At 65.9% G+C, this 23,304-nt stretch carries 23 protein-coding genes and 2 pseudogenes; 11 read left to right on the forward strand and 14 right to left on the reverse strand.

Going from position 1 to position 23,304, the window contains the following annotated elements; translation table 11 throughout:
* Positions 1 to 156 precede the first annotated feature (156 nt).
* The gene (locus FLG15_RS18585) at positions 157 to 339 is read right to left on the reverse strand and encodes a DUF3606 domain-containing protein (protein ID WP_057678041.1); all 183 of its coding nucleotides are present in this window, start codon (positions 337 to 339) and stop codon (positions 157 to 159) included.
* A gap of 100 nt (positions 340 to 439) precedes the next feature.
* The gene (locus FLG15_RS18590) at positions 440 to 1,054 is read right to left on the reverse strand and encodes a DUF4142 domain-containing protein (RefSeq protein WP_057678042.1); all 615 of its coding nucleotides are present in this window, start codon (positions 1,052 to 1,054) and stop codon (positions 440 to 442) included.
* Between the two features lie 268 nt (positions 1,055 to 1,322).
* Here FLG15_RS18590 and FLG15_RS18595 point away from each other — a divergent pair, with 268 nt between their 5' ends.
* Positions 1,323 to 2,486, forward strand: coding sequence for a zinc-dependent alcohol dehydrogenase (locus FLG15_RS18595; protein ID WP_057678043.1), 1,164 nt, complete (start codon positions 1,323 to 1,325; stop codon positions 2,484 to 2,486).
* Between the two features lie 85 nt (positions 2,487 to 2,571).
* On the opposite strand, the gene FLG15_RS18600 is transcribed toward FLG15_RS18595, so the two are convergent.
* Positions 2,572 to 2,754, reverse strand: a complete 183-nt coding sequence (locus tag FLG15_RS18600) for a hypothetical protein (protein ID WP_057678044.1) — start codon at positions 2,752 to 2,754, stop codon at positions 2,572 to 2,574.
* A gap of 292 nt (positions 2,755 to 3,046) precedes the next feature.
* Here FLG15_RS18600 and FLG15_RS18605 point away from each other — a divergent pair, with 292 nt between their 5' ends.
* Together FLG15_RS18605 and FLG15_RS18610 are read left to right on the forward strand one after the other, a co-directional pair.
* Entirely contained in the window at positions 3,047 to 3,469 is a 423-nt protein-coding gene (locus tag FLG15_RS18605; RefSeq protein ID WP_139790968.1) for a YkgJ family cysteine cluster protein, read from the forward strand.
* A gap of 9 nt (positions 3,470 to 3,478) precedes the next feature.
* Positions 3,479 to 3,700, forward strand: coding sequence for a hypothetical protein (locus tag FLG15_RS18610; RefSeq protein ID WP_057678045.1), 222 nt, complete (start codon positions 3,479 to 3,481; stop codon positions 3,698 to 3,700).
* A gap of 441 nt (positions 3,701 to 4,141) precedes the next feature.
* Here FLG15_RS18610 and FLG15_RS18615 read toward each other — a convergent pair whose 3' ends face one another.
* The gene (locus FLG15_RS18615) at positions 4,142 to 4,354 is read right to left on the reverse strand and encodes a hypothetical protein (protein WP_057678046.1); all 213 of its coding nucleotides are present in this window, start codon (positions 4,352 to 4,354) and stop codon (positions 4,142 to 4,144) included.
* Positions 4,355 to 4,681: 327 nt separating this feature from the next.
* Between FLG15_RS18615 and FLG15_RS18620 the strand changes: the two genes are divergently transcribed.
* From FLG15_RS18620 to FLG15_RS18635, 4 genes are read left to right on the forward strand one after another with little or no spacing between them, the layout of a single operon-like run.
* Entirely contained in the window at positions 4,682 to 5,431 is a 750-nt protein-coding gene (locus FLG15_RS18620) for a DUF3348 domain-containing protein (RefSeq protein ID WP_170922353.1), read from the forward strand.
* Positions 5,432 to 5,441: 10 nt separating this feature from the next.
* Positions 5,442 to 8,099, forward strand: coding sequence for a DUF802 domain-containing protein (locus FLG15_RS18625; RefSeq protein ID WP_057678048.1), 2,658 nt, complete (start codon positions 5,442 to 5,444; stop codon positions 8,097 to 8,099).
* Entirely contained in the window at positions 8,096 to 8,767 is a 672-nt protein-coding gene (locus tag FLG15_RS18630; RefSeq protein WP_057678049.1) for an OmpA family protein, read from the forward strand. Before FLG15_RS18625 ends, FLG15_RS18630 begins: the two co-directional genes overlap by 4 nt.
* Positions 8,764 to 9,426 carry a DUF2894 domain-containing protein gene (locus tag FLG15_RS18635; protein WP_057678050.1) on the forward strand — a complete coding sequence of 221 codons (663 nt, stop codon included), beginning with the start codon at positions 8,764 to 8,766 and terminating at the stop codon, positions 9,424 to 9,426. Before FLG15_RS18630 ends, FLG15_RS18635 begins: the two co-directional genes overlap by 4 nt.
* A gap of 24 nt (positions 9,427 to 9,450) precedes the next feature.
* Here the strand turns inward: FLG15_RS18635 and FLG15_RS23585 are convergent.
* The 4 genes and pseudogenes from FLG15_RS23585 to FLG15_RS18655 form a co-directional block, all read right to left on the reverse strand.
* Positions 9,451 to 9,708, reverse strand: a pseudogene (locus FLG15_RS23585) (TonB-dependent siderophore receptor); the annotation flags it as partial.
* Between the two features lie 84 nt (positions 9,709 to 9,792).
* Positions 9,793 to 11,061 carry a DUF3526 domain-containing protein gene (locus FLG15_RS18645; RefSeq protein WP_150147033.1) on the reverse strand — a complete coding sequence of 423 codons (1,269 nt, stop codon included), beginning with the start codon at positions 11,059 to 11,061 and terminating at the stop codon, positions 9,793 to 9,795.
* A complete protein-coding gene (locus FLG15_RS18650; RefSeq protein ID WP_057678051.1) occupies positions 11,061 to 12,497 on the reverse strand; it encodes an ABC transporter permease in 1,437 nt (478 codons plus the stop codon). Before FLG15_RS18650 ends, FLG15_RS18645 begins: the two co-directional genes overlap by 1 nt.
* A 10-nt stretch (positions 12,498 to 12,507) precedes the next feature.
* Positions 12,508 to 13,230, reverse strand: coding sequence for an ABC transporter ATP-binding protein (locus FLG15_RS18655; protein WP_150147036.1), 723 nt, complete (start codon positions 13,228 to 13,230; stop codon positions 12,508 to 12,510).
* Between the two features lie 245 nt (positions 13,231 to 13,475).
* Here FLG15_RS18655 and FLG15_RS18660 point away from each other — a divergent pair.
* Positions 13,476 to 15,320, forward strand: a pseudogene (locus FLG15_RS18660) (M14 family metallopeptidase); the annotation flags it as partial.
* Positions 15,321 to 15,349: 29 nt separating this feature from the next.
* On the opposite strand, the gene FLG15_RS18665 reads toward FLG15_RS18660, so the two are convergent.
* A complete protein-coding gene (locus FLG15_RS18665; RefSeq protein ID WP_057678054.1) occupies positions 15,350 to 16,294 on the reverse strand; it encodes a LysR family transcriptional regulator in 945 nt (314 codons plus the stop codon).
* A gap of 106 nt (positions 16,295 to 16,400) precedes the next feature.
* On the opposite strand from FLG15_RS18665, the gene FLG15_RS18670 reads away from it, so the two are divergent.
* Together FLG15_RS18670 and FLG15_RS18675 are read left to right on the forward strand one after the other, a co-directional pair.
* Positions 16,401 to 16,802, forward strand: a complete 402-nt coding sequence (locus tag FLG15_RS18670) for a Rid family hydrolase (RefSeq protein ID WP_057678055.1) — start codon at positions 16,401 to 16,403, stop codon at positions 16,800 to 16,802.
* A 464-nt stretch (positions 16,803 to 17,266) separates the two neighbouring features.
* The gene (locus FLG15_RS18675) at positions 17,267 to 18,004 is read left to right on the forward strand and encodes a DNA/RNA non-specific endonuclease (RefSeq protein ID WP_057678056.1); all 738 of its coding nucleotides are present in this window, start codon (positions 17,267 to 17,269) and stop codon (positions 18,002 to 18,004) included.
* 56 nt (positions 18,005 to 18,060) lie between these two features.
* On the opposite strand, the gene FLG15_RS18680 is transcribed toward FLG15_RS18675, so the two are convergent.
* The 3 genes from FLG15_RS18680 to FLG15_RS23590 all read right to left on the reverse strand — a co-directional run bounded on the left by FLG15_RS18680 (position 18,061) and on the right by FLG15_RS23590 (position 19,144).
* Positions 18,061 to 18,414 (reverse strand): hypothetical protein, encoded by a 354-nt coding sequence (locus FLG15_RS18680; RefSeq protein WP_057678057.1) that lies wholly within the window; start codon positions 18,412 to 18,414, stop codon positions 18,061 to 18,063.
* A gap of 54 nt (positions 18,415 to 18,468) precedes the next feature.
* Complete coding sequence (locus FLG15_RS18685) at positions 18,469 to 18,699, reverse strand: DUF1653 domain-containing protein (RefSeq protein WP_057678058.1); 231 nt, start codon at positions 18,697 to 18,699, stop codon at positions 18,469 to 18,471.
* Positions 18,700 to 18,979: 280 nt separating this feature from the next.
* Positions 18,980 to 19,144 carry a hypothetical protein gene (locus tag FLG15_RS23590; RefSeq protein WP_181124306.1) on the reverse strand — a complete coding sequence of 55 codons (165 nt, stop codon included), beginning with the start codon at positions 19,142 to 19,144 and terminating at the stop codon, positions 18,980 to 18,982.
* Positions 19,145 to 19,341: 197 nt separating this feature from the next.
* Between FLG15_RS23590 and FLG15_RS18690 the strand changes: the two genes are divergently transcribed.
* On the forward strand, positions 19,342 to 19,587 hold the full coding sequence (locus tag FLG15_RS18690) for a hypothetical protein (RefSeq protein ID WP_057678059.1): 246 nt from the start codon (positions 19,342 to 19,344) through the stop codon (positions 19,585 to 19,587).
* On the opposite strand, the gene FLG15_RS18695 is transcribed toward FLG15_RS18690, so the two are convergent.
* Together FLG15_RS18695 and FLG15_RS18700 are read right to left on the reverse strand one after the other, a co-directional pair.
* Positions 19,540 to 21,018, reverse strand: a complete 1,479-nt coding sequence (locus FLG15_RS18695) for a SulP family inorganic anion transporter (protein WP_057678060.1) — start codon at positions 21,016 to 21,018, stop codon at positions 19,540 to 19,542. The genes FLG15_RS18690 and FLG15_RS18695 overlap by 48 nt on opposite strands.
* Before the next feature lie 262 nt (positions 21,019 to 21,280).
* Entirely contained in the window at positions 21,281 to 23,038 is a 1,758-nt protein-coding gene (locus tag FLG15_RS18700) for a chloride channel protein (protein WP_057678061.1), read from the reverse strand.
* Between the last annotated feature and the right edge of the window lie 266 nt (positions 23,039 to 23,304).

The following is a 23,304-nucleotide window of genomic DNA, read 5'->3' on the forward strand; positions in this document are numbered from 1 at the left end:
GTGGCGGGGCAAACCCAACCAACCTGCGGCTGACGGGTACGACGTGCATGGCATGAAATGTGGCTTCGGCCCCGACAGCAAGCCCCGTGCTGCGCAATCGCTAGCGCACAAAAAACAGGCAGCATTTCGCTGCCTGTTCTACTTCCTGCAAAAACATCAGTGCGGTGGCCGATAGGCGCGCAGCTTGGTCGTCACGTTGCCGACCTCCTGCACCGCGCGCTTGAGATCGTCTTCAGACATCCCTAGTTCGCGCGCCCAGTACTGCAATTCCCACTCCTCGCTGATGCTCACATTGTGCATATCGGTAGGCTGACGATTTGCATCCTGTGGTTCGCCCATGGCGATCTCCCCTAAAGGACAACCGGTGAGTCGGTTGCGAGGCCGGCGGCACCCCGTTTACCAGAGCTGCTGCCTCGACGCGTTGTCTGGCGACCTGTGGTCAGTGGGGCCGGCCCTGCTTGGCGCGCAGCGCCTTGGCATGTTCCAGATGCTCGGCGATGGTTTCGCGTGCACGCTGCAACTCTTTGCCCAGATCGCTGGAGCCCGGCTCGCTGCTCAGTTGCGTGTCCAGCAAGGCCAACGCCTGTTCGTGGCTGTCCACACTGGCCTGCAGGTACTGCGATTCAAACTGCTGCCCATGCAGGTCCTGCAGGCGCTTGCGCACGCCCTCGGCGCCCGCAGCAGCGGCTTGGCCCAGCGTGCCATTGCGATCCGGCGCAAACCGGCTCAGGTCCGTCAACGCAGCGCTGTGGGCTTCGTCCATCTTGCGCGCGAAGGCCAGCACCTCTCCTTCCACACCCTTGACCACCGCCAACTGCGCAAGCGTGCGCTCGTTCTCATTGAACACTGCCAGCGCACCAAGCGCCTGCTTGCGGTCGCGGGCATCGCCCACGCTGTCGCGCAATGGGTCGCCGTGAGGCGGCGTGCTACCGACCACCGTGGGTACGGTGCTGCGTAGATTCTGTGGATCGCCCGCCTGCCCCTGTCGACGCTGCCAGGCCTTGTACGCCACATAGCCAACCGCGCCGGCGGTCACCATCTTGAAAAGTCCCATCGCTGTCTCCTGTTGATCGCGCGCTTTCGTCGCGTCTGGTGGTCGTTGATTGTCGGGTTCGCATGGATTGCGCAGGTGGCGTGGCTGCCTCCCAGCGCGTCATACGAGCCTGCGAGCGCGGGGGTTATCCAGGCGTGACCTGCGCATCAACGCCGCGTCGGCGGTCGGGCACGTCCACACCACGCGCACGCAGCGTGCTGACGGGCTTAACGCCGCTGCACGAACACTGCAGTGCGCTGCCGCGTCCCACTGCCCACAGGAGACAGACATGCTTGCCCTCAACTATCACGGTTCACACGATGTACGCGTCGAAACCGTGCCAGACCCACTCTTGGTCGAACGCGACGACCTGATCCTGCGCGTCACTGCCACTGCCATCTGTGGCTCTGATCTGCATCTGTATCGCGGCAAGATTCCCGACCTGCGCCCAGGCGACGTTCTCGGCCACGAATTCATGGGCATCGTGGAAGAGGTGGGCCCGGATGTCACGGCGGTCAAGCCGGGCGACCGGGTCGTGATTCCATTCGTGGTCGCCTGCGGGCGCTGTTTCCACTGCGTGCTGCAGGAATTTTCCGCGTGCGAAACCACCAATACCGGCAAGGGCGCAGCGCTCAATCACAAGGACATGCGCCCGCCCGCCGCGCTGTTCGGCTTCAGCCATCTGTATGGCGGATTGTCCGGCGGCCAGGCCGAATACGTGCGCGTGCCCAAGGCCAATGTCGGCCCGCTGGTGGTTCCCGATGCGCTGCACGATGAGCAGGTGTTGTTCCTGTCCGACATCCTGCCGACCGGGTATCAGGCCGTCGTCGATGCAGGCGTCAAACAGGGCTCCACCGTCGCCATCTTCGGTGCGGGCCCGGTCGGCCTGATGGCCGCGGCGTGCTGCCGCATGCTGGGCGCAGAGCGCATCTTCATGGTCGACCGGCACGCATACCGGCTCGATTTTGCGTCCAAGGCCTATGGCGTGATTCCGATCAATTTCGACGAGATCGACGACCCGGCCGATGTGATCGTCTCGCAAACCGATGGCCGTGGCGTCGATGCCAGCATCGAGGCGGTCGGCTTCGAGGCCGAAGGCAGCGCCATCGAAACCGCACTGACCAACCTGAAACTGGAAGGCAGCAGCGGTGTGGCGATCCGCCAGTGCATCGCCGCAACCCGTCGCTGCGGTGTGGTCAGCGTGCCGGGCGTGTATGCCGGCTTCATCCACGCCTTCATGTTTGGCGATGCGTTCGACAAGGGCTTGACCTTCAAGATGGGCCAGACACATGTGCAAAAGCACATGCCGCATCTGCTGGAATGCATTGGCAACGGTCAGCTCAAGCCAAGCTCGATCATTTCGCACCGCATGCCACTGGCTGAAGCAGCGCGTGGCTACGAACTGTTCGACAAGAAGCAGGACGATTGCCGCAAGGTGGTGCTTACGCCGTGAGTGCATAGATGGCATAAGCGCAGACGGCGCGATCTTCGACCGCGCCGTCTGCGTTTTGTACAGCCGTCAAGCGCTGGCAATCGGCTCAGTCCAGCGGCTTGGCCGGCACGAACGGGGACACCGGATCGCTGGCCGGGAAGGTTTCTTCCACCGCTTCGTCCTGCAGTGCGTCCTGCTTTTTCTTCTCGTGCTGCGCCTGGTCATGCTGCACTTGATCGCGGTGTTCGGCGTGGTCGTGCGCCGAGGGAATCTGGTTGGATCTGCTCATGTGCTTTCCTACGACGTGATGCGAGCCACTACGCTACGGTGCGCCGCGTTGGCACAGGTGAAAAGCGTCTTCGCACATCAACGACAAAGGCAACGCATGTGCCGCAGAGCGCACAGTGGCGGGCCACGCGGTGCATTGGGTGTGGGCTCCCATTTCTGCCCGATGCGGCGCCACCGTGGCCCCTCTCGATCACGCGCGGCGGCGTGGTGTGACCTGTACTTGCACAATGAGGTCATGCAGCGCCGCGGCAACCAGCAGCGTCGCCGAGCTTGGCATCCGAGAACCGGCGCAGTTGCGCCTGCACAGCAGCCATGCGCGGACGCGCTGTCGGTTCACATCCGCGCGCCCCCAGGGTGTATGGTGCATGGGCGGCCGGAATCCGGTGTCGCCCTCATTTCATCTGGCCCTTTCCATCGACAATCTCTGCGAACGCTGCGACGCCGTCTGCTGCCGGCTCACCGTCATGGTCGATCCATCCGACCGTATCCCACACCATCTCACCAGCGTGACGCCGCAAGGCTGGCATGTGATGGCGCGCGACGAGGAAGGCTGGTGCGTGGCCATCGACGCTGCGCGCATGTGTTGCTCGATCTACGAGACGCGACCGGCGATCTGCCGACGTTTCGTCATGTCCGGCCCGTATTGCCGCGACGTGCGTGCCACCTACGACGATCAACGCCGCCGGGGCATTCCCTTGACGCTGTACAACGCATGAGGATGTGCGATGCATCATTCCCGCCGCCAGTCGATAACCGTCAGTAACCAGCCGGGCAACCCGCGGTTGTCCGAACAACGATTGGCCGCCGATCTGCAAGCGTTTCAGCAATCCGGCGGCGAAATCGAGCGCATAGGCGATACACCGCTACGTCGCGAAAAGAAACGCGACGCGCCGGAGGCTGCGCCAGCCGCCGCAGCCGGACCGGCCGTCGCAGCCGAGGCCGGCTAAAACAGCAATGGCAGCAGGCCGTTTGCGCCTGCTTGTCGGAGGCAGCCTCTGCCGCATGCAACGTACCGATTGCAGCGCGACGCCAGCGGTGCAATCACAGGGCGTGCATCGCACCGTGCAGCGGCGCTTCGCCGAGTCCAGTGCCGGTCATGCAGACGCGCTGGCGATTGGCCGGCTGTCCCGCGTTTGCCATTGCATCTGCGTCGAAGCGACGTGCGAGATATGCATTGCCAAACTCCTCGCGAGCGCCTGCGCGCATCGGTCCGCGGTCACCGACGCCGTGCACGTGCGACGGCAATCAGCTGCAACAACACGCTCAGGACAGCTGCAATTCTGGGGAGCACTGCAGGAGCTGCTTGAGCAGTCACCTCACGCAGGGCTCAGTGCGCAACACATCAGGCACCTCGCGCCGGCGTCAGCGCCCGCACGGGACCGTGGCCACTACAGCAGCTGCGCGCGCTTGGTCGCGCCAAGCCCTTGTGCCAGTGAGGCCATTTCGTTGGCCAAAGCGATCATGTTGCCACCGGCCTGCGCCGCGATGCCCATGATGCGCTGGTAGGCGTCCCAGAAGTCGGGCCCATTGCCATAGGCATCGTGGAACCCTTGCAGCTCCAAGACCAGCAGATCAGACACTTGCATGTCAGAGCGGTCCATTGTGTTACCTCGATGGGGGGATTCCCCGGCCCGCAGCTTATACCCATTCACCTTACAAAACCGAGTCAGCCGGACGACTGGAAACCTGCACCTGAACTGGTTACGAAGCCTGACCGGAGCCCGCGTGCGCGGCTTATGGTTGGGGCTGCTTGCCGCCTGCTGATGTACCGGTGGCGCGCAACACCGCGTATCAGGCCGTCTGCCGTGCGCGGGCCTGCCGCCCACCTCAGGCCGGCTGAATGCCAGCATGCATGGCCCCGGCGGCCGGCTCGCAGCTCGGGCGTGGCCCGCCGACCTGCGTACGTTCCCGTGTAAAATGCCCGGTTTTTGACCGGAAGAATGGCGAAAGTTTCTCCACGGGCGCCCTTGTCGGGCCCGGCGTTCATTCGCCTGCTTGCTCGCCTCAGCGACGCGCACATCGCCCAGTCCGACCACGCGCTGGCCGAGCGGCTGAGCCAGTGGATCGATTGGACGCGCGCGGTGGCCGTGTCCAAGGCGTTGGACGGCAAGCTGCCCGACACCGACGAACTGCCCGAGCCGCGCCCGCTCGACGCGGAGGCATGCGCGCGCGTGCGCACTGGCCTGGCCGCCAGCAGCGTGGCCGAGCTGGACGCGCTGGTCGTGCGCGTGCGTGCCGAGGCGCGCGACGCCGCGCTCGCAGACGCACCCGCCGCCGCGCCGGATTTCGCACCCTTTCGGCAGCACTACCTGGCCATGCAACGCGCCATGCGCACTGCCACCGGCGATCTGCGCGGGCGCCTGCGCGACCTGCTCGCATTGGTCTCCACCGACATGGCGCGGTTGGCCGAAGTGGATGCGGTGATGGAACTCACCCTGAGCCCGCGCGAGCAGAGCCTGTTGAACACCGTGCCGAGCCTGCTCGGCGCACATTTCGAACGCCTGCGCGATGCCGCACAGGCGCAGCACCGGCCGAGCGATGACGATGCCGCACCACGCGCGGTGCCCGATGGCTGGCTGGATGTCTTCCGCAAAGACATGCAGAGCGTGTTGCTCGCCGAACTGGATGTTCGTTTTCACCCGATCGAAGGCCTGCTTGCAGCGCTTCGTACCCGCTAACTGGGACGTCATGTTCAGAACTCTCGTAAACGTGTGTGTGTTTCTCGTCGGCCTGCTGGCGGTTTGCTGGGTCGGCATCGGTTATCTCGGCTCCAACCCGCTCGGCGCCTGTGTCGCGGCGGTGATCGGCGCCTGTTATGTGGCCGGCGCACTGGAGCTGTATCGCTACCGGCAGGCCACGGCGACGCTGGTAGCGGCCGTCGATGGGCTGGCCACGGCGCCTTCTGCCCTGAGCGATTGGCTACAAACGGTTCACCCTGGCCTGCGCAATGCGGTGCGCCTGCGTATCAAGGGCGAGCGCGTGGCATTGCCGGCACCGGTGCTGACGCCGTATCTGGTCGGCTTGCTGGTGTTGCTTGGCATGCTCGGCACCCTGCTGGGCATGATGGCCACGCTCAAGGGCACCGGTTTTGCGTTGCAGAGCGCCACCGATTTGCAGGCCATTCGCGGCTCGCTCGCCGCACCGGTGGAAGGCCTGGCGTTCGCGTTCGGCACCTCCATCGCCGGTGTGGCGACATCGGCCATGCTGGGGTTGTTGTCGGCGCTGTGCCGGCGCGAGCGCCTGCAGGCGGTGCAACAGCTGGACCTGAAGATCGCATCCGAACTGCACACGCATTCGGATGCGCATCGACGTGGCGAAGCATTCAAGCTGCAGCAGCAGCAAAGCGCCTTGATGCCGGCCTTGATCGACCGGTTGCAGACGCTGATGCACAGCATCGAACAGCACAGCCTGGCTGCCGAGCAGCGCCTGACCGCCCAGCAAGCCGATTTCCACGCCAAAAGCGAAGCGGCGTATGCGCGGCTGGCCACGGCAATGGAACACGCGCTGCAAGCCGGTGTCGCCGAAAGCGCACGGGCGGTCGGTGCGGCATTGCAGCCGGCGATGGAAGCCACCATGGCCAGCATCGCGCGCGATACGGCCGCATTGCAGGCACACGTCACGCAAGCCGTGCAGCAACAGCTGGACGGCATTACCCACGGCTTCCAGACCAGTGCCAGCACCACGGCGCAGCACTGGAGCACGGCATTGGCGGCGCAAGAACGCGCGCAGCAGACCCATACCGCGCAGTTGCAGGCCACACTGGAACAGATTGCCGCGCATGGCGTGGCCGTGCAGGACAGCGTGAGCAGCGCCGTGCAGCAGCAGTTGCAAGGCGTCACTGCAGCCATCGCGCAGAATGCGCGCACGGCGACCGAGCACTGGCAGGTGGCGTTGGCCGCGCAGGAACGCACGCAGGCCACGTTGACCGAGCAGCTGCAGGGCACGCTGGAACAGATTGACCAGCGCAGCGCTGCCGTGCAGGACAGCGTCACCCAGGCCGTGCAGCAGCAGTTGAGCGCACTCGACGAGGGCTTTGCCAGCAGCACCGCGGCCACCGCCGCCACCTGGGCCGCCGTACTTACCGAACAGCAACGTGCCACCGAAACGCACAGTGCACAGCTGCACGCCACCCTCGAGCAACTGGCGCAGCAGACCAGCGCCCTGCACGAAGGCGTGCAGCAGGCCGTGCAGCAGCAACTCGACGGGCTCAGCAACGGATTTGTCGACAGCACCGCCACTGCCGCAGCAACGTGGACTGCCGCGGTAGCCGAGCAACAACGTGCTAATGCTGCGCTCACCCAGGAACTGCAAGGCACGCTCGCGCACTTTGCCAGCACCTTCGAGGCACGCTCTGCCGCGTTGGTGGATGCGGTCTCGCAACGCATGCAGCAATCCAGCGCCGACGCTGCCAATGCGTGGAGCGATGCACTGGCCCAGCAGCAACACGCCAGCGCCACGTTGTCCAGCCAGCACCACAGCGCACTGGCCGCGGCCACTGCCAGTTTCGACGCGCATGCGGCGGCCCTGGTCGGGACATTGCAGCAATCGCACACCGACCTGCAGGCGGCACTGGAAGCGCGCGACACCAAGCGCCTGGCGCTGTGGAGCGAGCGCTTCGGCGCGATGAGCACGGCCCTGGCCGCGCAATGGGAACAGACCGGCGAACGCGTCGCCCAGCAGCAGCAGGCCATCTGCGACACCCTGGCCAGCACCGCCAGCGCGCTGTCCACGCAGGCGCAGGCACAGGCCAGCGCGACGATCAGCGAAGTGTCGCGCTTGATGCAGATCGCCTCCGAAGCGCCCAAGGCCGCGGCCGATGTCGTGGCCGAGCTGCGCCAATCGCTGTCCGAGAGCATGGTGCGCGACACCGCCATGCTGGAAGAACGCAGCAAGCTGCTCGCGACCCTGGATACCTTGCTCAACGCAGTCAATCACGCCTCCACCGAACAACGCGAAGCGGTGGATGCCCTGGTGACCACCTCGGCCGACCTGCTGCAGCGCGTAGGCAACCAGCTCACCGAACAGATCGGCAGCGAAACCGGCAAGCTCGGCGCAGTGGCCGCCCATGTCAGCGGCAGCGCGGTGGAGGTGGCCAGCCTGGGCGAAGCGTTCGGCATGGCGGTGCAGTTGTTCAGCGGTGCCACCGGCGAGCTCAACGAGCGCCTGCAGCACGTTGCCACGGCACTCGATGCCTCGCTGGCACGCAGCGACGACCAACTTGCCTACTACGTCGCACAGGCGCGCGAAGTGGTCGACCTCAGCATGCTCTCGCAGAAGCAGATCATCGAAGAACTGCGCCAGCTCGATCGCGGGCGCAGCGAACCCGGCCAAGCAGAAACGGCATGAGCGACGAGATCGAAAGCGACGGCGAGCTGGGCACGCCCATCTGGGCGGCATTCGGCGATCTGATGTCGGTGCTGCTGGGCGCGTTCGTGCTGATCCTGGTCGGCGTGATCGGCGTGCAGTTGCAGCTGTCCAGCCGCCTGGACGCGGAAGTCAAACAACGTCAGGCCGAAGCGCGACGTCGGCAGACGCTGGAACAGGCATTGGCCGCACCGTTGGCTGCCGGCCGCGTGACCCTGGTCGATGGCCGCATCGGCATTCGCGGCAATGTGCTGTTTGCATTCAATTCCGACGAACTGCAGCCGGAAGGACGCGAGGTCTTGAAGTCGCTGGCCACGCCATTGACGCAATACCTGCGCGCGCGCGACGAGATCCTGATGGTCAGCGGATTTACCGACGATCGCCCGGTGCTGGGCGGCAATCGCCGCTACGCCGACAACTGGGAACTGTCCGCGCAACGCGCACTCACGGTGACCCGTGCCTTGATCGCCGAAGGCGTGCCGGCATCCTCGGTGTTCGCGGCCGCATTCGGCTCGCAGCAACCGGTGGATTCCAACGCCGATGAAGCCCGCCGCGCGAAGAACCGTCGCGTGGAGATCGCGCCGATCGCGCGCCCGTCCTCGCGTGCAGACGCATCGGCGCAGCCCGCAGCGACCACCGCACCACGATGAGCAAGCCGGCACTGCCCGCACGCGCGCAACTGCAGCGCTGGCGCAGCCAGGGCGCCGATCGGCTGGATCCGGTCCGCTTCCATCTGATGGAAGCATTGGCAGTGCGCGCCGATGCGCAGGCCGATGCGGTGCGTGAGGTGCTGGAACACAAGCTTGGCGCGATGGTCGATGGGTATGCGACAGCGCTGCGGCAGGCAGCGCGTCGCCGTGGGAACCGTGCAGCGCCTGCGGCCACGCCGGGCTCGCCGCAGCCCAGCGCCTTGGGTGCGCTCACCGCGCAGATGGCCGGGCATGCGGCGCTGATGGAAGTGGACAGCCGCAAGACTGCCAGCGCAGATGCCATGCGGTTTCCGGAGCTACCGGCGCTGGACGACTTTCGTCGCACCTGGACCACCGTGCGCACCGCCAGCCAGGTGCGGCAGTCGCTGCAGGATGCGCCCAAGGATGCCGGCCCGCTCAATTCCAGCGTGCTGGTGCATCGCTGCATCACGCTGATGCGCGAGCGCTCGCCGGGCTATCTGCAGCACTTCCTCGGTTATGTGGATGCGTTGTCATGGCTGGAGCAGCTGCACACCGGCGGCGCGTTGGCCAACGAAGAAACCGCACCGCTGGCGCCAGGCAAGAAACGCAGCAAGCGTCCGTCGAAGCGAGGCAGTTAGGGCCGCGATCGGTTCCCGATGCACGCCGGGCAACCTGACGCAGGCCTGCATCTCGAGCGAGGTCCGGTCGGGTACCCGCGCACTGATCGGCAGATCACGCAGCGGCGCATCGGTCCCGGTGGCACCGGTAATGCCCAGCGCGCGGTACCGCGTGTATTGGCTGCGCACCTGCACCGCAGCCAGGTCGCGTGCCTGCGAGTGCGCAGCCTGCGCGCAGGCGCAGGCCAGCGGGCCGAGCATGGTCAGCGCGTGCAGCATGCGGCGGCGCGCGGACACGGGCATCGGGCAGAACGCCAGAAGCGCCCCGGCGCAGCACGTCCGGGACGCGAGTAAACGACGCAGGCAAAAGATGAAACGCCGAGACCGCTAGGAAGCAGGGCCGTCCGTTGCTTCGAAACGCGGCGCCCGCCCGAAATCCTCGCGCGTGAACGGGCGGTCGCCGAACAGATAGCCGTAGTAGAACGTGCGCAGCGCCCGGTGATAGGCGCGAATGCGATCCTGATACGCCAGCTGTGCCTGCAGATCGGTGCCGGCCAGGCGCGTGAGCGCTGCCTGCAGCGCAACCGGCGGCAGCACGCTGGCCACGCGTTGCGCCAACGCCTCGCGCCGCTGCAGCCCCTGCCGATACGCTGCTACCTGCGACGCCACCTGCTGGTCGCCATTTTCATGAAATGCGAAGTACCACTTGTAGTGAAACGCGGTCGTCAGCGGCGCCGAGTCGGCCCATTGCCGATTGCGCGCGTAGAACGCCTGCATGGTGTCCTGGCGCGGAATGTCCCAGGCATGGTTGACCGCCTCGCGCTGCAACCGCGCAATCTCGGTACCCTGGTTGACCGGCACAGCCTGATTGATTGCCACGTGCGCCAGCGCCGGCGCCACCAACGCCAGCACGACCCAGCAGGTAGCCAATGCCGTGGCATGCGCGGCAGGCCGCCACTGGATGCGCCCGACCAGCACCGACAGCAGCACCCAGAACAACAGGTACGCACTGCCCAGTGCCAGCACCGCCAGTTGCTGCAACCACGGCACCGCATTGAACGTGGCGAACATGACGAACGGCACGCTCAGGCACACAAGCACCGCCGCCGCGCGCACCACCACGCGCCGTACCAGCAGCGCGGCGCCCGCACCGGGCAGTGCAGCAAGCATGCGCGCACGCCCCGCTTCGCGCTCGCCCGAACGCAGATCGAACAGCAGCGCGATCACGAACAGCGGCAGCAGGAACACCAGCACGAACGCGTAGTCGAAGCGGCCAGCCAGCGCGAGTTCGGGGTTGTAGCTGTCCCCGTCATGGATCTGCGCTTCCAGCCCCAGCGCGCGCGCGCGCAGGATATGCGGCGAGACATCGCGCATGCCGACCGCCGCAAACGCCAGCGGCGATGGCGGGTCCCAGGTAGGATGAAAGCTGTAATAGGCCGCGCTGCCGGCATCGTTGGAACGCGCCACATAGTCTTCTACCAACGCGCTGTCTTCGCGCTGCAGCCCTGCAATCCTGGCGATGTTGTCCCGCTGCGTCGCCATCACGTGTTGCCCGGACAGCAGGCTGCACACGGTGAGCACCGCAAGCAACAGCAACCCGGCGAGCGCCGCACGTGCACGCAGCAGCAACAGCAGTTCGTATTTCCACAACACCATCAGCGCGCCACTCCCACCCCTCGCCCGGCCGCCACCAGCATGCACAGCGCGGCGAGCAGCCAGGCTCCAATCAGGCCGAACGCCGCACCTGCCGTGCCGATCACCTCGGTCGCCGATGCCGGCTGGAACGCGAACACCGGAATCTCATGCCAGTGCTCGGACGAAATCCGCTTGCGGCGATCGGCGCCTGCGTCCTGGGCGGTGTCGTCGGCCATGCTGACCGCGTCGGCCTGCAGCCGGTTGAGTTGCTGCACCAGCGTGTAGCGGTAGTGCTCAGCCTGGGCCAGGAACCGCAGATGCGCGCGCAGGTCGGTTTCTGCCAACGTCATCGACACTTCGCGCAGCGCCACCGTCGGGCTCAGCAACGCGAATGCACGCACCAGCAGGTTCTGTTGCTGCTGGATGGATGCGTCGCGGCCTGCATAGCGCTCGAACAGGCTTGCGGTCAGCCGTTCGCCTTCCAGTGCCAGCAAGCCCTTGTAGTTCACCGGCAGGTCTTCCACGCGCTGCACGCCGTAACGGGCCAGCGTCTGCTGCTTGAATTGCGCAAAGTGCGGGTCGTCCGGATTGTGGCTGTCGCCGAGCGTGCGCAGGTCGCGCTGGATCGCCACATCGGTTTCCAACCGGGTCGGCAGCCGGTACGCGGCACTGGCCGCGTCCGGCGCCACGCGCGGCACCAGCAAGGCCAGCCACACCCACACCGCCAGCGACACCAACAGCGCGTCGCGGCCGCGCCGGCACAGCATCGACACCGCCAGCACCAACGCACACCACACCAGCAGATACGCGCCATAGGCCAGCACCAGTAGCGCAACCAGCGGCGCTTGTCCTGGCAACAACGCAATCGGTGCCAGGCCGATCAGGGCCGGCAGCAGACAGGCGCCGGCCACCGCCGCCAGCGCCAGATACTTGCCGCCGAGCAACTGCCGGCGCGTGGCGCCCTGTAGCAACAGCGCGCGCAAGGTGCCGGTTTCCTGCTCGCGCGCCACTGCGCCGTAGCCCAAAAAGACCAATATCAGCGGCGCCAGCACCTGCAACACGAAGGCAGGCGTGAGCTGACCGAACCGCACCAGCAACGAACTCTGGCGCACATCGCCGAAATTGGCGGTGTTCTGGCGGTGCCCTTCCAGAAACATGCTGTTGCCGGTGAACGCATCCACGCCGGAATCGAATGCGGCCAGTGCCGGCAACGGGCGATAGATGAAATGGCCGTAGTGCACCACGCGGTGCGGATGCCGGTCCGGCTGCGCTTCGAACGCCTGCTGCGCTGCCTGTTGCTGCCGCGCGCGGAAATCGGCCACATCGCGCTGGTGGTGCGCAGCGGTCAACGCCGCAACCAGGGTGAGCAACATCAGCAACACCACACCGATGGCCGCGGACCGGTTGCGCGCCATATAGCGCAGTTCTTCGCGTGCGACCAGCAACACCGGGCTCATACGTGAAGCCTCACGCAGCGCGATCCTGCGGGCGCACGAAACGCGCATGCAGGGTGCGCACATCGAAGCCGCTGTCGCCGGCGCCGATCTCTTCGGCAATCCGGCCGTTTTCCAGAAACCCGATGCGGTCGGCCACCTCCACCGCACCTAGCAGATCGTGGGTGACCATCAGCACCGCGGCGCCGCGTGCGCGCACGCTGCCGACCAGGCGATTGAAGTCGGCAATGGCGCGCGGATCCAACCCGGAGGTGGGCTCGTCCAGCAGCAGCACCGGCACCTCGCGCAACGTGGCCACGGCAATGGCCACCTTCTGCCGCATGCCTTTGGAGAACCCTGCCAGCCGTTGCGCCCAGGCATCGCGCTGCAGCCCGGCGGACGCAAATGCCTCGCCAATGGCGGCCTGGCTGCGGCGCTGGCCGGCCAGGGCGAGCAGATAGTCGGCATTTTCCAATGCGCTCAGATGCTCGTAGAGCGCCACGTTTTCCGGCAGATAGGCCAAGCGCGCACGTGCGTTGGCGGGGTCGGCGACGGGGTCCACGGCGTCCACTCGCACGCTGCCGCAGACGGGTTTGACGAAGCCCAGCAACGTGGACAGCGTGGACGACTTGCCGGCGCCATTGCCGCCGAGCAAGGCGTAGACGGTGCCGGGCGCGACGCCGAGATTCAGCCCCTGCAGCACCGCGCGGCCACGGTAGGCCACGTGCAGGTCGGAGATTGAAATCGCGTGGGTCATTGAAAAAGTGAAGGGCGTGAACGCAGATGCGCCAGGAAATGATACGTTATCACATTGCCTAGGCCGCCAAAATCCGCCTGCCGCAGCGGGCAAAAGCCTGAGCGCCGCTGACTGGGCGCCGTGCCACGCATTGCGCCTGCAGCCAGCGCCTTGCGGCGCGAACATCCAACCAGGCGCCCCGCGCTGGCACGCCCGACCGGCACACGCAGACACCGTCACCACCACGCGAGACCCTCAGACCCCACATGACCTTCGAAACGCGCAGCTGTCTTCCGCCCGACGCATTCCCTGTCTCCGACCGCCACGCTCCCGCTGACGCCAAGGCGTCCAACAGCGCGCGCAGCACCCGACGCCTTGCCAAGGGGCTGGCCATCGCACTGTTCGCTGCCGCACAACTCAACGCGCAGACCATCGATACCAGCGCCCCGTTGCCGCCGGTCCGCGCGTGGCACGGTGCCAGCGAAGCATTGATCGCGGCACCGGACGATCCGTGGATAACGCCGGCCGAACGCAGCGACTTCGTCAGCACGCCCAGCTATGCGCAAACGCGTGCGTGGCTGCAACGGCTGGTTGCCGCCTCGCCGCTGCTGTCGCTGGAGGTATTCGGCAAGACCGGCGAAGGGCGCGAGCTGCTGCTGGTGCGCGCACGCAAGGGCAAGCCCGGCAAACCGGTCGTGCTGGCACAGGCCGGCATCCACGGCGGCGAGATCGATGGCAAGGACGCCGGCCTGATGCTGCTGCGTGATATTGCACAACGCGGCAAGGACGCGCTGCTGGACGAGGTGGATTTCGTGTTCGTGCCCATCCTCAACAGCGATGGGCACGAACAACGCGGCCCGCTCATCGGCGCCGCATTGCGCGGCCCGCAGCAGATGGGCTGGAATACCACCACGCGCGGCATCAACCTCAATCGCGACTATCTCAACCTGGAAGCGCCGGAGACGCGCGCGATCGTCGCGCTGCTGCACACGCTCGACCCGGCGCTGTATATCGACCTGCATGTCAGTGGCGGGCTCGATCATCAGTACGACATCACTTTCACCTTCGCCGGCTGGGGCACCTACGCGCGCTCGCGCGCCACGGCCGGTTGGCTGCAGCAGCACTTCACGCCAGCCGTCGACGCCGCGCTGCGCCGCCAGGGTCATCAACCTGCGATCTATCCCAGCCTGATCGACGAAGACGCGCCGCGCTCGGGCTTGCGCTATTCGCCCGAAGGCCCGCGCTATTCCACCGGTTATGGCGACTTCGCCGGCATCCCCACCGTGCTGGTGGAAAACCACCGCTTGAAGTCCTACCGGCAACGCGTGCTCGGCGATTACGTGCTGCTGGAAGAAGCCCTGCGCCTGGTCGGCCGCGATGCACACGCCATCGATGCGGCCAAGCGTGCCGATCGCGCGGCCCGCCCGCACGAATTGATGGTGGCATGGGAACGCCTGCCGCAGCCGATCGACCATATTCCGTTCAAGGGCGTGACCTACACCCGCGCCCTGTCGCCGGTGTCCGGCCGGCCGGAATTGCGCTGGGAAGGCCGCGACGAGACCTGGTCGATGCCGGTCATCGGCTACCGGCAGACGCAGGCCGTGCAGTACCCGGTGGCCTGGTGGATTCCGCCCGGCAACGACGATGTGCTGGCGTTGCTCGATGCGCATCGCATCGCCTACGACCGTCTGCAGCAGCCGGCCCGGCGCGCGGTACAGCAGATCCGCATCATCAAGACCGGCAGCGATCAGGTCCCGCACACCTTCGACGTAGAAGAAAGCTTTCCCGCCGGCAGCGTCCGCGTGCCCGCCGATCAACCGATGCGTATGTTGGCCGCCGCCTTGCTGGAACCGCGCAGCAGCGATTCGCTGCTGGCCAGCGGACGTTTCCGCCATGCCGGCAGCCCCGATAGCGGGCTGTATGGCACCGAGCTGGTCGAATTCAGCGAACGCGTGTTGCGCAGCGACGCCGCGCTACGCAGCGCGTTCGAACAAAAACTGGCCAACGATGCGGCGTTCCGCGCCGATGGCGATGCGCGCCTGCAGTGGGTCTATGCACGTTCGCCCTACGCGGCGATCAGCGGCTGGCGGTATCCGGTGCGGCGCGAAGTGATGCATAGCGCCGCCCATGCCTGTGGCGCTCACCGCGGTGCGGGTGCCATCACTGGGGCATGCTCGGCCATCAGCGCGATCACCCAATCGATGAACACGCGCAGCTTGGCGCTGACATGGCGGTTGGGTGGGAAAGCGATCGACAGCGGCATCGCTTCCAGCTGCCAGTCCTGGAAGATCGGCACCAGCTCGCCGCTGGCGACATGCGCGTTGGCCATATACACCGGCAGCCACAGCACACCCATGCCGGCCAGGCCGGCGGCCAGATAGGCATTGCCATCGTCGGCGGCCACTACGTGGCGGCCGTGCACGCGCACCGCTTCGTCGCCGCGTTGCATCACATACGGCACGGTTGTGCTGCTGCCCCAGCGCATGAAGCCGACACAGCGATGCCGGGTATTTTCCAGCTCCGTCGGGTGCGTCGGGGCACCCAGCCGCTGCAGGTAATCGGGCGCGGCATACACGCCGGCCTGCAGGTCGCCCACGTGACGCGCCATCAACGACTGGTCGGTGATGGCGCCGCCGCGTATCACGCAATCGACGTTTTCGCCGATCAGATCCACGCGGCGGTCGCTCACGCCCATGTCCAGCTGGATCTCCGGATAACGCGCATGGAATGCCGGCAACGCCGGCATCAGGATCAGCCGCGCCAACGGGCTGGGCACGTCCACGCGCAGGCGCCCGCGTGGCGAGGTGGCTGCAACCGACAGGCTGGTTTCGGCATCGTCCATGTCTGCCAGCAGGCGCAGCACGCGCTCGTAATAGGCCGCGCCATCGGCGGTGACCTGCACCCGGCGCGTGGTGCGATTGAGCAGCTTCACCCGCAGCCGCGCTTCAAGTTGCTGCACCAGCTGAGTCACGCTGGCGCGGCTCATATGCAGGTGTTCGGCCGCCTTGGTGAAACTGCCGGTCTCGACCACGCGCGCAAACGCCTGCATTGCATCGAATCGATCCACCACTGCTCCTGCGGCCAAGATTGTTTGGATTCTACAAACAGTGTTGGTCGATGCTGCCGATTTATCGCCGCCGCGCACGCGCCTAACGTGGGCCTCCGTTCGATGCACTTCGTTGGAGAATCCCATGGCCACACGCGACGTCGTTTTCCCGCAGGGGCGCCACGCCCTGTACGAGCGCCACCATTACTCGCCAGCGGTACGCGCCGGCGGCCTGCTGTTCGTCGCCGGCCAGGTCGGCAGCCGCGAAGACGGCTCGCCCGAGCCCGAGCTGGACGCGGAAATTGCCCGCGCCTTCGTCAACCTGGATGCCGTCCTTGCCGCGGCCGGCTGCACCTCGCAGGATGTCGTCGACGTCACCTTGTTCATGGTCAACCCCGAGGTGGTGTTCGAGGCAATGTCGGACAAGTGGGTCAGCTACTGGGGCCCGGCCCCCTATCCCACCGTCACCGCGGTCGGCGTGACCTGGTTGGCCGGCTTCCAGTTCGAGATCAAGGTGGTGGTCAAGCTGCCGGCCAAGGCTGCATGACACCTCCCATTGCATGCGCGGCAGCCATTGCGCGCCATCGCGGCCTGCAGCAGATCTGCGCCTGAGCAAAGCAACTGGCGCGCGCGGACTCGCGCCTGGCAGTCGATCGGCCACGCCTGGCTTGCCAGCGCGTGGCGTTGCCCGTGTCCACCCCGCGCGAGGTGCCCATCGCACCTTGTCACAGCTCTAAACATCATCGAAGAAGAGTGCCGAGGCCATCAGCGTCATCAACGGCATCGCCTCCAGACCGAATGCCGGGCGCCCTGCTGCATGCCGAAACAAGATCTGGGCAACCACACGCGCCTTGGGTCCAAGTCACCAAGAAGCAACATTTGTATGCGATAGCTGTAGCGCTCGCCATGCCGCGAGCCCTCTGTTCCCCTGCCGCGTTGTCCAACGTCGATGTGCTGATGCATCGCGGCGGCGGCTTCGTGCGTCCGATGATTTCAAGGAGATTGACTTCCATGCGTTTCAGGACCTTCTTCGTCGCTCTGCTTCTCACCACCTTCAGTGCCGCCGCACAGGCGCAGGTGGTGACCCTCAACAAGGGCGGCTATACACTGACGTACGACTGCACCAACCGCACCGCGCTGCGTTACGAATACGTGCTGCAGGCCGACACCGGCTCGGCTGCACGCCCGTCCAGCTTCAATCTGGATACCGAATTGCCCAGCGGCTGTGCCGGCCAGACCTCCACGGCCTCGTACGCCAGCGTGCGTTCCGGCTATGACCGCGGCCATCTGGTGACGTCCAACCACATGGACTACAACGCGACCTACATCCGCCGTGCCAACCTCATGAGCAACATCGTGCCGCAGGTGGCCAGCTTCAATCAGGGCATCTGGGTACAGGCCGAAAACGTGGCCGAATGCTATCGCGACATCGCCAGCGTGCAGGTTTACGGCGGAGTGATCTACAGCGACACCAGCAACGATTACTTCCTCAGCAGCCACGGCATCCGCACACCGGATTTCTTCTGGAAGACCATCATCACCGCCAACCCGAGCGGCGGTTCGCGCGCGATCAGCTGGCTGATTCCCAATAGCGCCAACCTGGGTTCGCTGGACAGCTACATCGTCAGCATCGACGAACTCGAAGATCTCTACGGCGCCAGCACCATCGGCATCAGCGCACCGGCGGCTGTCAAAGCCATGCTGCCGTCCACCACCTGGCCGCAGCCGAGCAATTGCGATCTGGGCTGATCGAACGCAATACGCCAGACAGGTACACGCAGGTCCCGGGTTCTCCGGGCCTGCATTTATGCAACGCCTGTACGTGGCAGCGCCGCGTGCAAGCCGGCAAACCACGCGGCGTACGGGGTGTTCTTGACCAGGTGCCGAGTGAAATCCTTGGCACCATCGGTCCACCACACCGTGCCGCGTTCACCCAAGGCGACCTTGGCTGCGTCGACTGCACGGCGCGCGGCCAGCAGGCGCTGTGCATCGTCGTCGCGCTTGGCGGCCTTGACCGCGCGTCGCGCATCCATGAGTGCACTCACCAACGCAGCACGCACCGGTTCGCTCAGATGCGGGTTGCTGGTGCGCCACAGGCGCTCTCGCACGATGAGGTAACGGCCGTCGGGTGTCGTGAGGGGCGTGGTCGCGGCCGTCATCGCACGCTCAAGGCCTGGCGCAAGGTTGCCGCATCGCGGCTGCGCGCGCGGCGCTCACTCCACGCGCTCGAAGCGAGCGCGGGCAACACCGTCCACTTCGACCTGCTCGACGAACATCGCATACGGGCGCACCCACAATCCGATATCGCTTTCCAGCGGCCGATACAGCACCAGCGGCTCCAGGGTTTCGCTGCTGCGCACCACACCGAGTACTTCATAGCGGCCGCCCTTGAAATGACGGTACTCGCCCAGTGCAATGGAAGGTAACGGCGGCAGGGTGTCCATGGCGGTATCGACGCGATCGAAAGGCCCCGCAGTTTAGGACCGCGGGCAATGGGTGGCGAGCAGCCTTGCGTTGACGCTGGGCGCCAGCGGTCGATCACCGGCGCCCACCCGCATTGCAGTGTCAGCGGCCGGGCCTGCTGTGGCTGTGCGCCTGCATTGAAGAGGCGGACTGGCAGCCACTCCAGCGGCGGCCATGTCACCTCATGCCGTCGACGACGTGGGATGCCTGTCCTGCGCCATCAGGGCTCGCCGCAATCACGTGCCTACCGCAGAACCAAGCTTAGGCGTCCTCGTCCAATTCGTCCTCGATGCTGTCGTCGTCATCGATTTCGCTGTCCTGCGCAGGCCCGTCCTGCAGCAGATCCTCGTTCTTGCCCGGCGCCTTGACGCCGTTGGGTGGCGTCGGGTCGTCGATACCCCGGTTGGCGTTCTGGTTGTTGCTCATGGTCAGCTCCCGCGGCAGAAGACCGCCTGCCCACCCTCCTCCCGGCCCTGTGATGCGCACGTGTGCCGCACCCAAAAAATGCGCCGTTCATCGCAGTATCTGAACCATTGTGGCTCGGCGCAGGGTCGCGCCACGCCGGCCTGCATCCGCGCATCGTCTCTCCCCGTAGACAGCAAGACGCCTACCGAGGAAACACCATGCCGAGCTTGATCTGCGATCTGGAAGACCTGCTCGCCTCCTGGAAGGCCGAGGCACGCACCTTCGACGCCTGCGACATGCCGGCCTCCGCACTGGCCTTCCGCGATTGCCATCGTCGCCTGTCCGCGTTGCTGGACGCCCATGCACGCCAGTCGGCTTCGCCGACGGCTGCGCTGGCCGGGCGCGAGCAGCCCAGCTCAGTGACCGAGCTGCAGCCGCGCGCCATCGCGCCGATGGGTTCCTAGGGTCTCGATCAGCGTGTCGCTGGCCTGATTCAATCCAGCCACCTCGACCTCGGCGCCGTGTGCGCGTAGTTTGAGCACCACCCGATCCAGCGCCGCCACTGCACTGATGTCCCAGAAGTGCGCATGGCTCAGATCGATCAGCACCTTCGGCGGCGTGCCGAGGAAATCGAAGCTGGCGACGAATTGCCCAGCCGATGCGAAGAACACCTGGCCGCGCACCGCATACACGCGCACCCCATCGTCACCATCGCTGGCCTGCACCTGCAGCATGCGCCCGACCTTGCGCGCGAAGAACAGTGCCGACAGCAGGACGCCGACCAACACGCCGCGCGCCAGATCGTGCGTCCAGACCGTGACCACGACGGTGCCAAGCATCACGACCGACGAACTTGCCGGGTGCCTGCGCAGATCGCGTAGCGACCCCCAGTTGAAGGTGCCGATGCTGACCATGATCATCACCGCCACCAATGCCGCCATCGGAATCTGACGCACCCAGGCCGCGCCATACACCACCATCAGCAGCAGGACCACGCCAGCCACCAGGCACGACAAGCGCCCGCGTCCGCCCGAGCGCACATTGATGACCGACTGCCCGATCATCGCGCAGCCCGCCATGCCGCCGAAGCATCCCGCCACCATGTTCGCCAGTCCTTGACCTGCGCATTCGCGGTTGCGCTGCGACGGGGTATCGGTCAGGTCTTCGACTATCTGCGCCGTCATCAACGACTCCAGCAAGCCGACCATCGCCAGCGTCGTCGATACCGGCAGCAGGATGCGCACGCTGTCCCACGTCAGTGGCACATCCGGCAGCAAAAACACCGGCAGGCTGTCGGGCAGGTGGCCCATGTCGCCCACGTGTCGGAGATCGAGATGCCAATACGCGCATGCCGCCGTCAGCACCACAATCGCGACCAGCGGCGAAGGAATGGCCGTGGTGATCCGCGGGAGCAGATAGATGATGGCCAATGCCGCTGCGCACACCGCATACACCGGCCATGGCATGCCGACCAACTCCGGCAGCTGTGCCAGAAAAATCAGGATCGCCAATGCGTTGACGAAGCCGGTGATCACCGAGCGCGAGACAAAACGCATCAACGCGCCCAGACGCAATGCGGCTGCGATCAGCTGCAGCACGCCCGCCAGCACGCTCGCAGCCAGCAGGTACTGCACCCCATGATCCTTGACCAGATCCACCATCAACAACGCCATGGCACCGGTGGCGGCAGAAATCATGCCTGGCCGGCCACCGGCGATCGAAGTCACCACTGCAAGACAGAATGCCGCGTAGAGCCCAACCTTGGGATCGACGCCGGCTATGATCGAAAACGCGATGGCTTCGGGAATCAGCGCAAGCGCGACCACGATGCCGGCGAGCACATCGCCACGCACGTTGCCGAGCCATTGCTGGCGCAACGGGAAATTTCTGGACATTGAACGACTCCGTACGCCGGCAACCACACGGCGCATTACATGCACGTCAAACACCTGGACCTTCGCAGCAACTTCGAGCGCGTGATGCCTTCGGTCAGGGTGGTGTCATGTGTCCAAGGAGATCGTTGGTGACGAGTGGCGATACTAACGCGCTCACGCCGATGCAAACAACCCGTGGGCGCGCTTGTGCATCGGCATCGAACATCAGACGAAGGTCAACGACGCGCACGCGTGAGCGCAGCCGTTGTTGGCAGCCAACGAATCAGTCGTCGCTGACCACACGCTCGCCCATCAGTTCGCGTTCGCGCTTTTCCAGTTCTTCGGCGTAACGCTTGCGCACGAATCCCTCCGACAGCACGCCCAGTACCTTGCGATCGCCGTCGATCACGGCCAACTCATCGGCCTGCGTGGTATCGAAGACCTTCATGGTCGCCACGATGTCGGTGTTGGCCAGCAGCGCCGCATCGCGGTGCTTGGCATAGTCGCCGACCGGCGCGTCCAGCTGCACGTTGTCGGCGTACAGCACGGCCAATGGCACCACGCCGGCGTAGTGTCCGTCTGCATCTTCCAGCACCACGCGTTGCGTGGAGCCCAACGGGAACCGCCGCCGGAATTCGGCCACGCTGATATCGTGCGCGGTGTGGTTGGCATCCTTGCGCATCATCTTGCCGGCCGACAGGTTGCGCACCCAGCCCACATCGCGCGCACTGCGGATGTTTTCGCCGCGCAGATGCAGCCGCCAGGTGGAGAACGAATACCCGAACACCTGCCGCACTACGGTATTGGCCACCAGCACCGCCACCATCACCGCACTGGCCAGCACGAAATCGTGCGTGCCTTCCAGGATCAACATGGCCATGGTCATCGGCGCGCCGACAATGGCCGCCGCCAGCGCGGCCATGCCCACCAGCGATGCACTGGTGGTGTCCACCACCGCAGCGCCCAGCAACACGTTCAGGCTCACCGCGAACAGGCTGCCCACCAGCGAGCCCATGAACAACGAGGCGAAGAACAGACCGCCGCGGAAACCGAAACCCAGCGAAATTCCCGACGCAACGCACTTGAGCACCAACAGGATGGCGAGCACCTGCAAGGTGCTGCTGCTGGTCAGGTCCAGATGCAATGCGCCATGCCCCGAGGACAACACCTGCGGCGAATACATCGCCAGCGGAATCAGCAACAACCCACCGATGACCGGGCGCCCCCACACCGGCAGATTGATGCGGCCCACGCCGCGTTCGATTCCGGCAACCAAGCGCATCACCGCAATGCCGATCAGCGCGCACGCCAGACCCAGCGCGATGTAGACCGCATAGTCGCGCGGCTGCAATTGGTAGGCCGCAGCAGCGGGCAACGAATACGGCGCCGCACCCAGGGCATTGGCCATGAACGCGCCAGCCAATGCGGCGGCGGCCACCGGTGCCAATGCCGATGGCGTGTAGGCACCAATGACGATCTCGAACGCATAGAACGCACCGGCCAGCGGCGCACCAAAGGCGCCGGCAATCGCACCGGCCGCACCGGCGCCCACCAGCGTGCGCATGTCCGCACGCCGCACTCGCAACACGCGTCCCAGCTGCGAGCCGGCGCCCGACCCCATCTGCGTATAAGTCGCCTCCAGCCCCACCGACGCACCGAAGCCGTTGGACAACAAGGTCTGGACCGCAACGATCAGGTTGTCGCGCATGGACATGCGCCCGCCATGCAAGGCATTGGCTTCCACCGCATCCACGAGCGGCCGTTTGCGCCGCCGCGCCATCAGCGTCACCAGGCCAACCAGCAAGCCGCCCAGCGGCAAGACCAGCAACTGCGTGGCCGTCATCGAGGTGGCCGTGCTGAGCCGCTGCTCGGGCGCGAGCGCGTAGAGCCAGCTCTGCAGGCGATGCGCAATGCCGGCCTGCAGCACCATCAAGCCAGCGGCGATCAGCCCCACCAGCGCAGCCAGGGCAATGAACCAGAGATCGTTGGCGCGCAGCTGCCTGCGCAAGCCGTCCAGTGGCCGGCGGAGTTGCGCCGCCATGGCGTGCACTGCTGGCAAGGTGTGGGAAAGTGGCTGCATGGGACCAGTGATTGCAGGATCGGCGCGCCGGCAGGGCCGGCAGGGCCGGCATCCGCTGTAGTGCCTAGTGTGCATGAGTGCCGCTGACCTGAGGCAATCTGGCACGGTGATGAAGCAAGCGCCGCGCCGCAGGCGTGATTGCAGGGCCACCCATTCAGGCGCCAGAATCGGGGCCGGCACGCGGCACACCATGCGCGTGCGATCGCTGGGCCACTCGAACAGGGATG

It is taken from the genome of Xanthomonas phaseoli pv. dieffenbachiae (genome assembly GCF_008639345.1).
GTDB lineage: Bacteria > Pseudomonadota > Gammaproteobacteria > Xanthomonadales > Xanthomonadaceae > Xanthomonas > Xanthomonas phaseoli.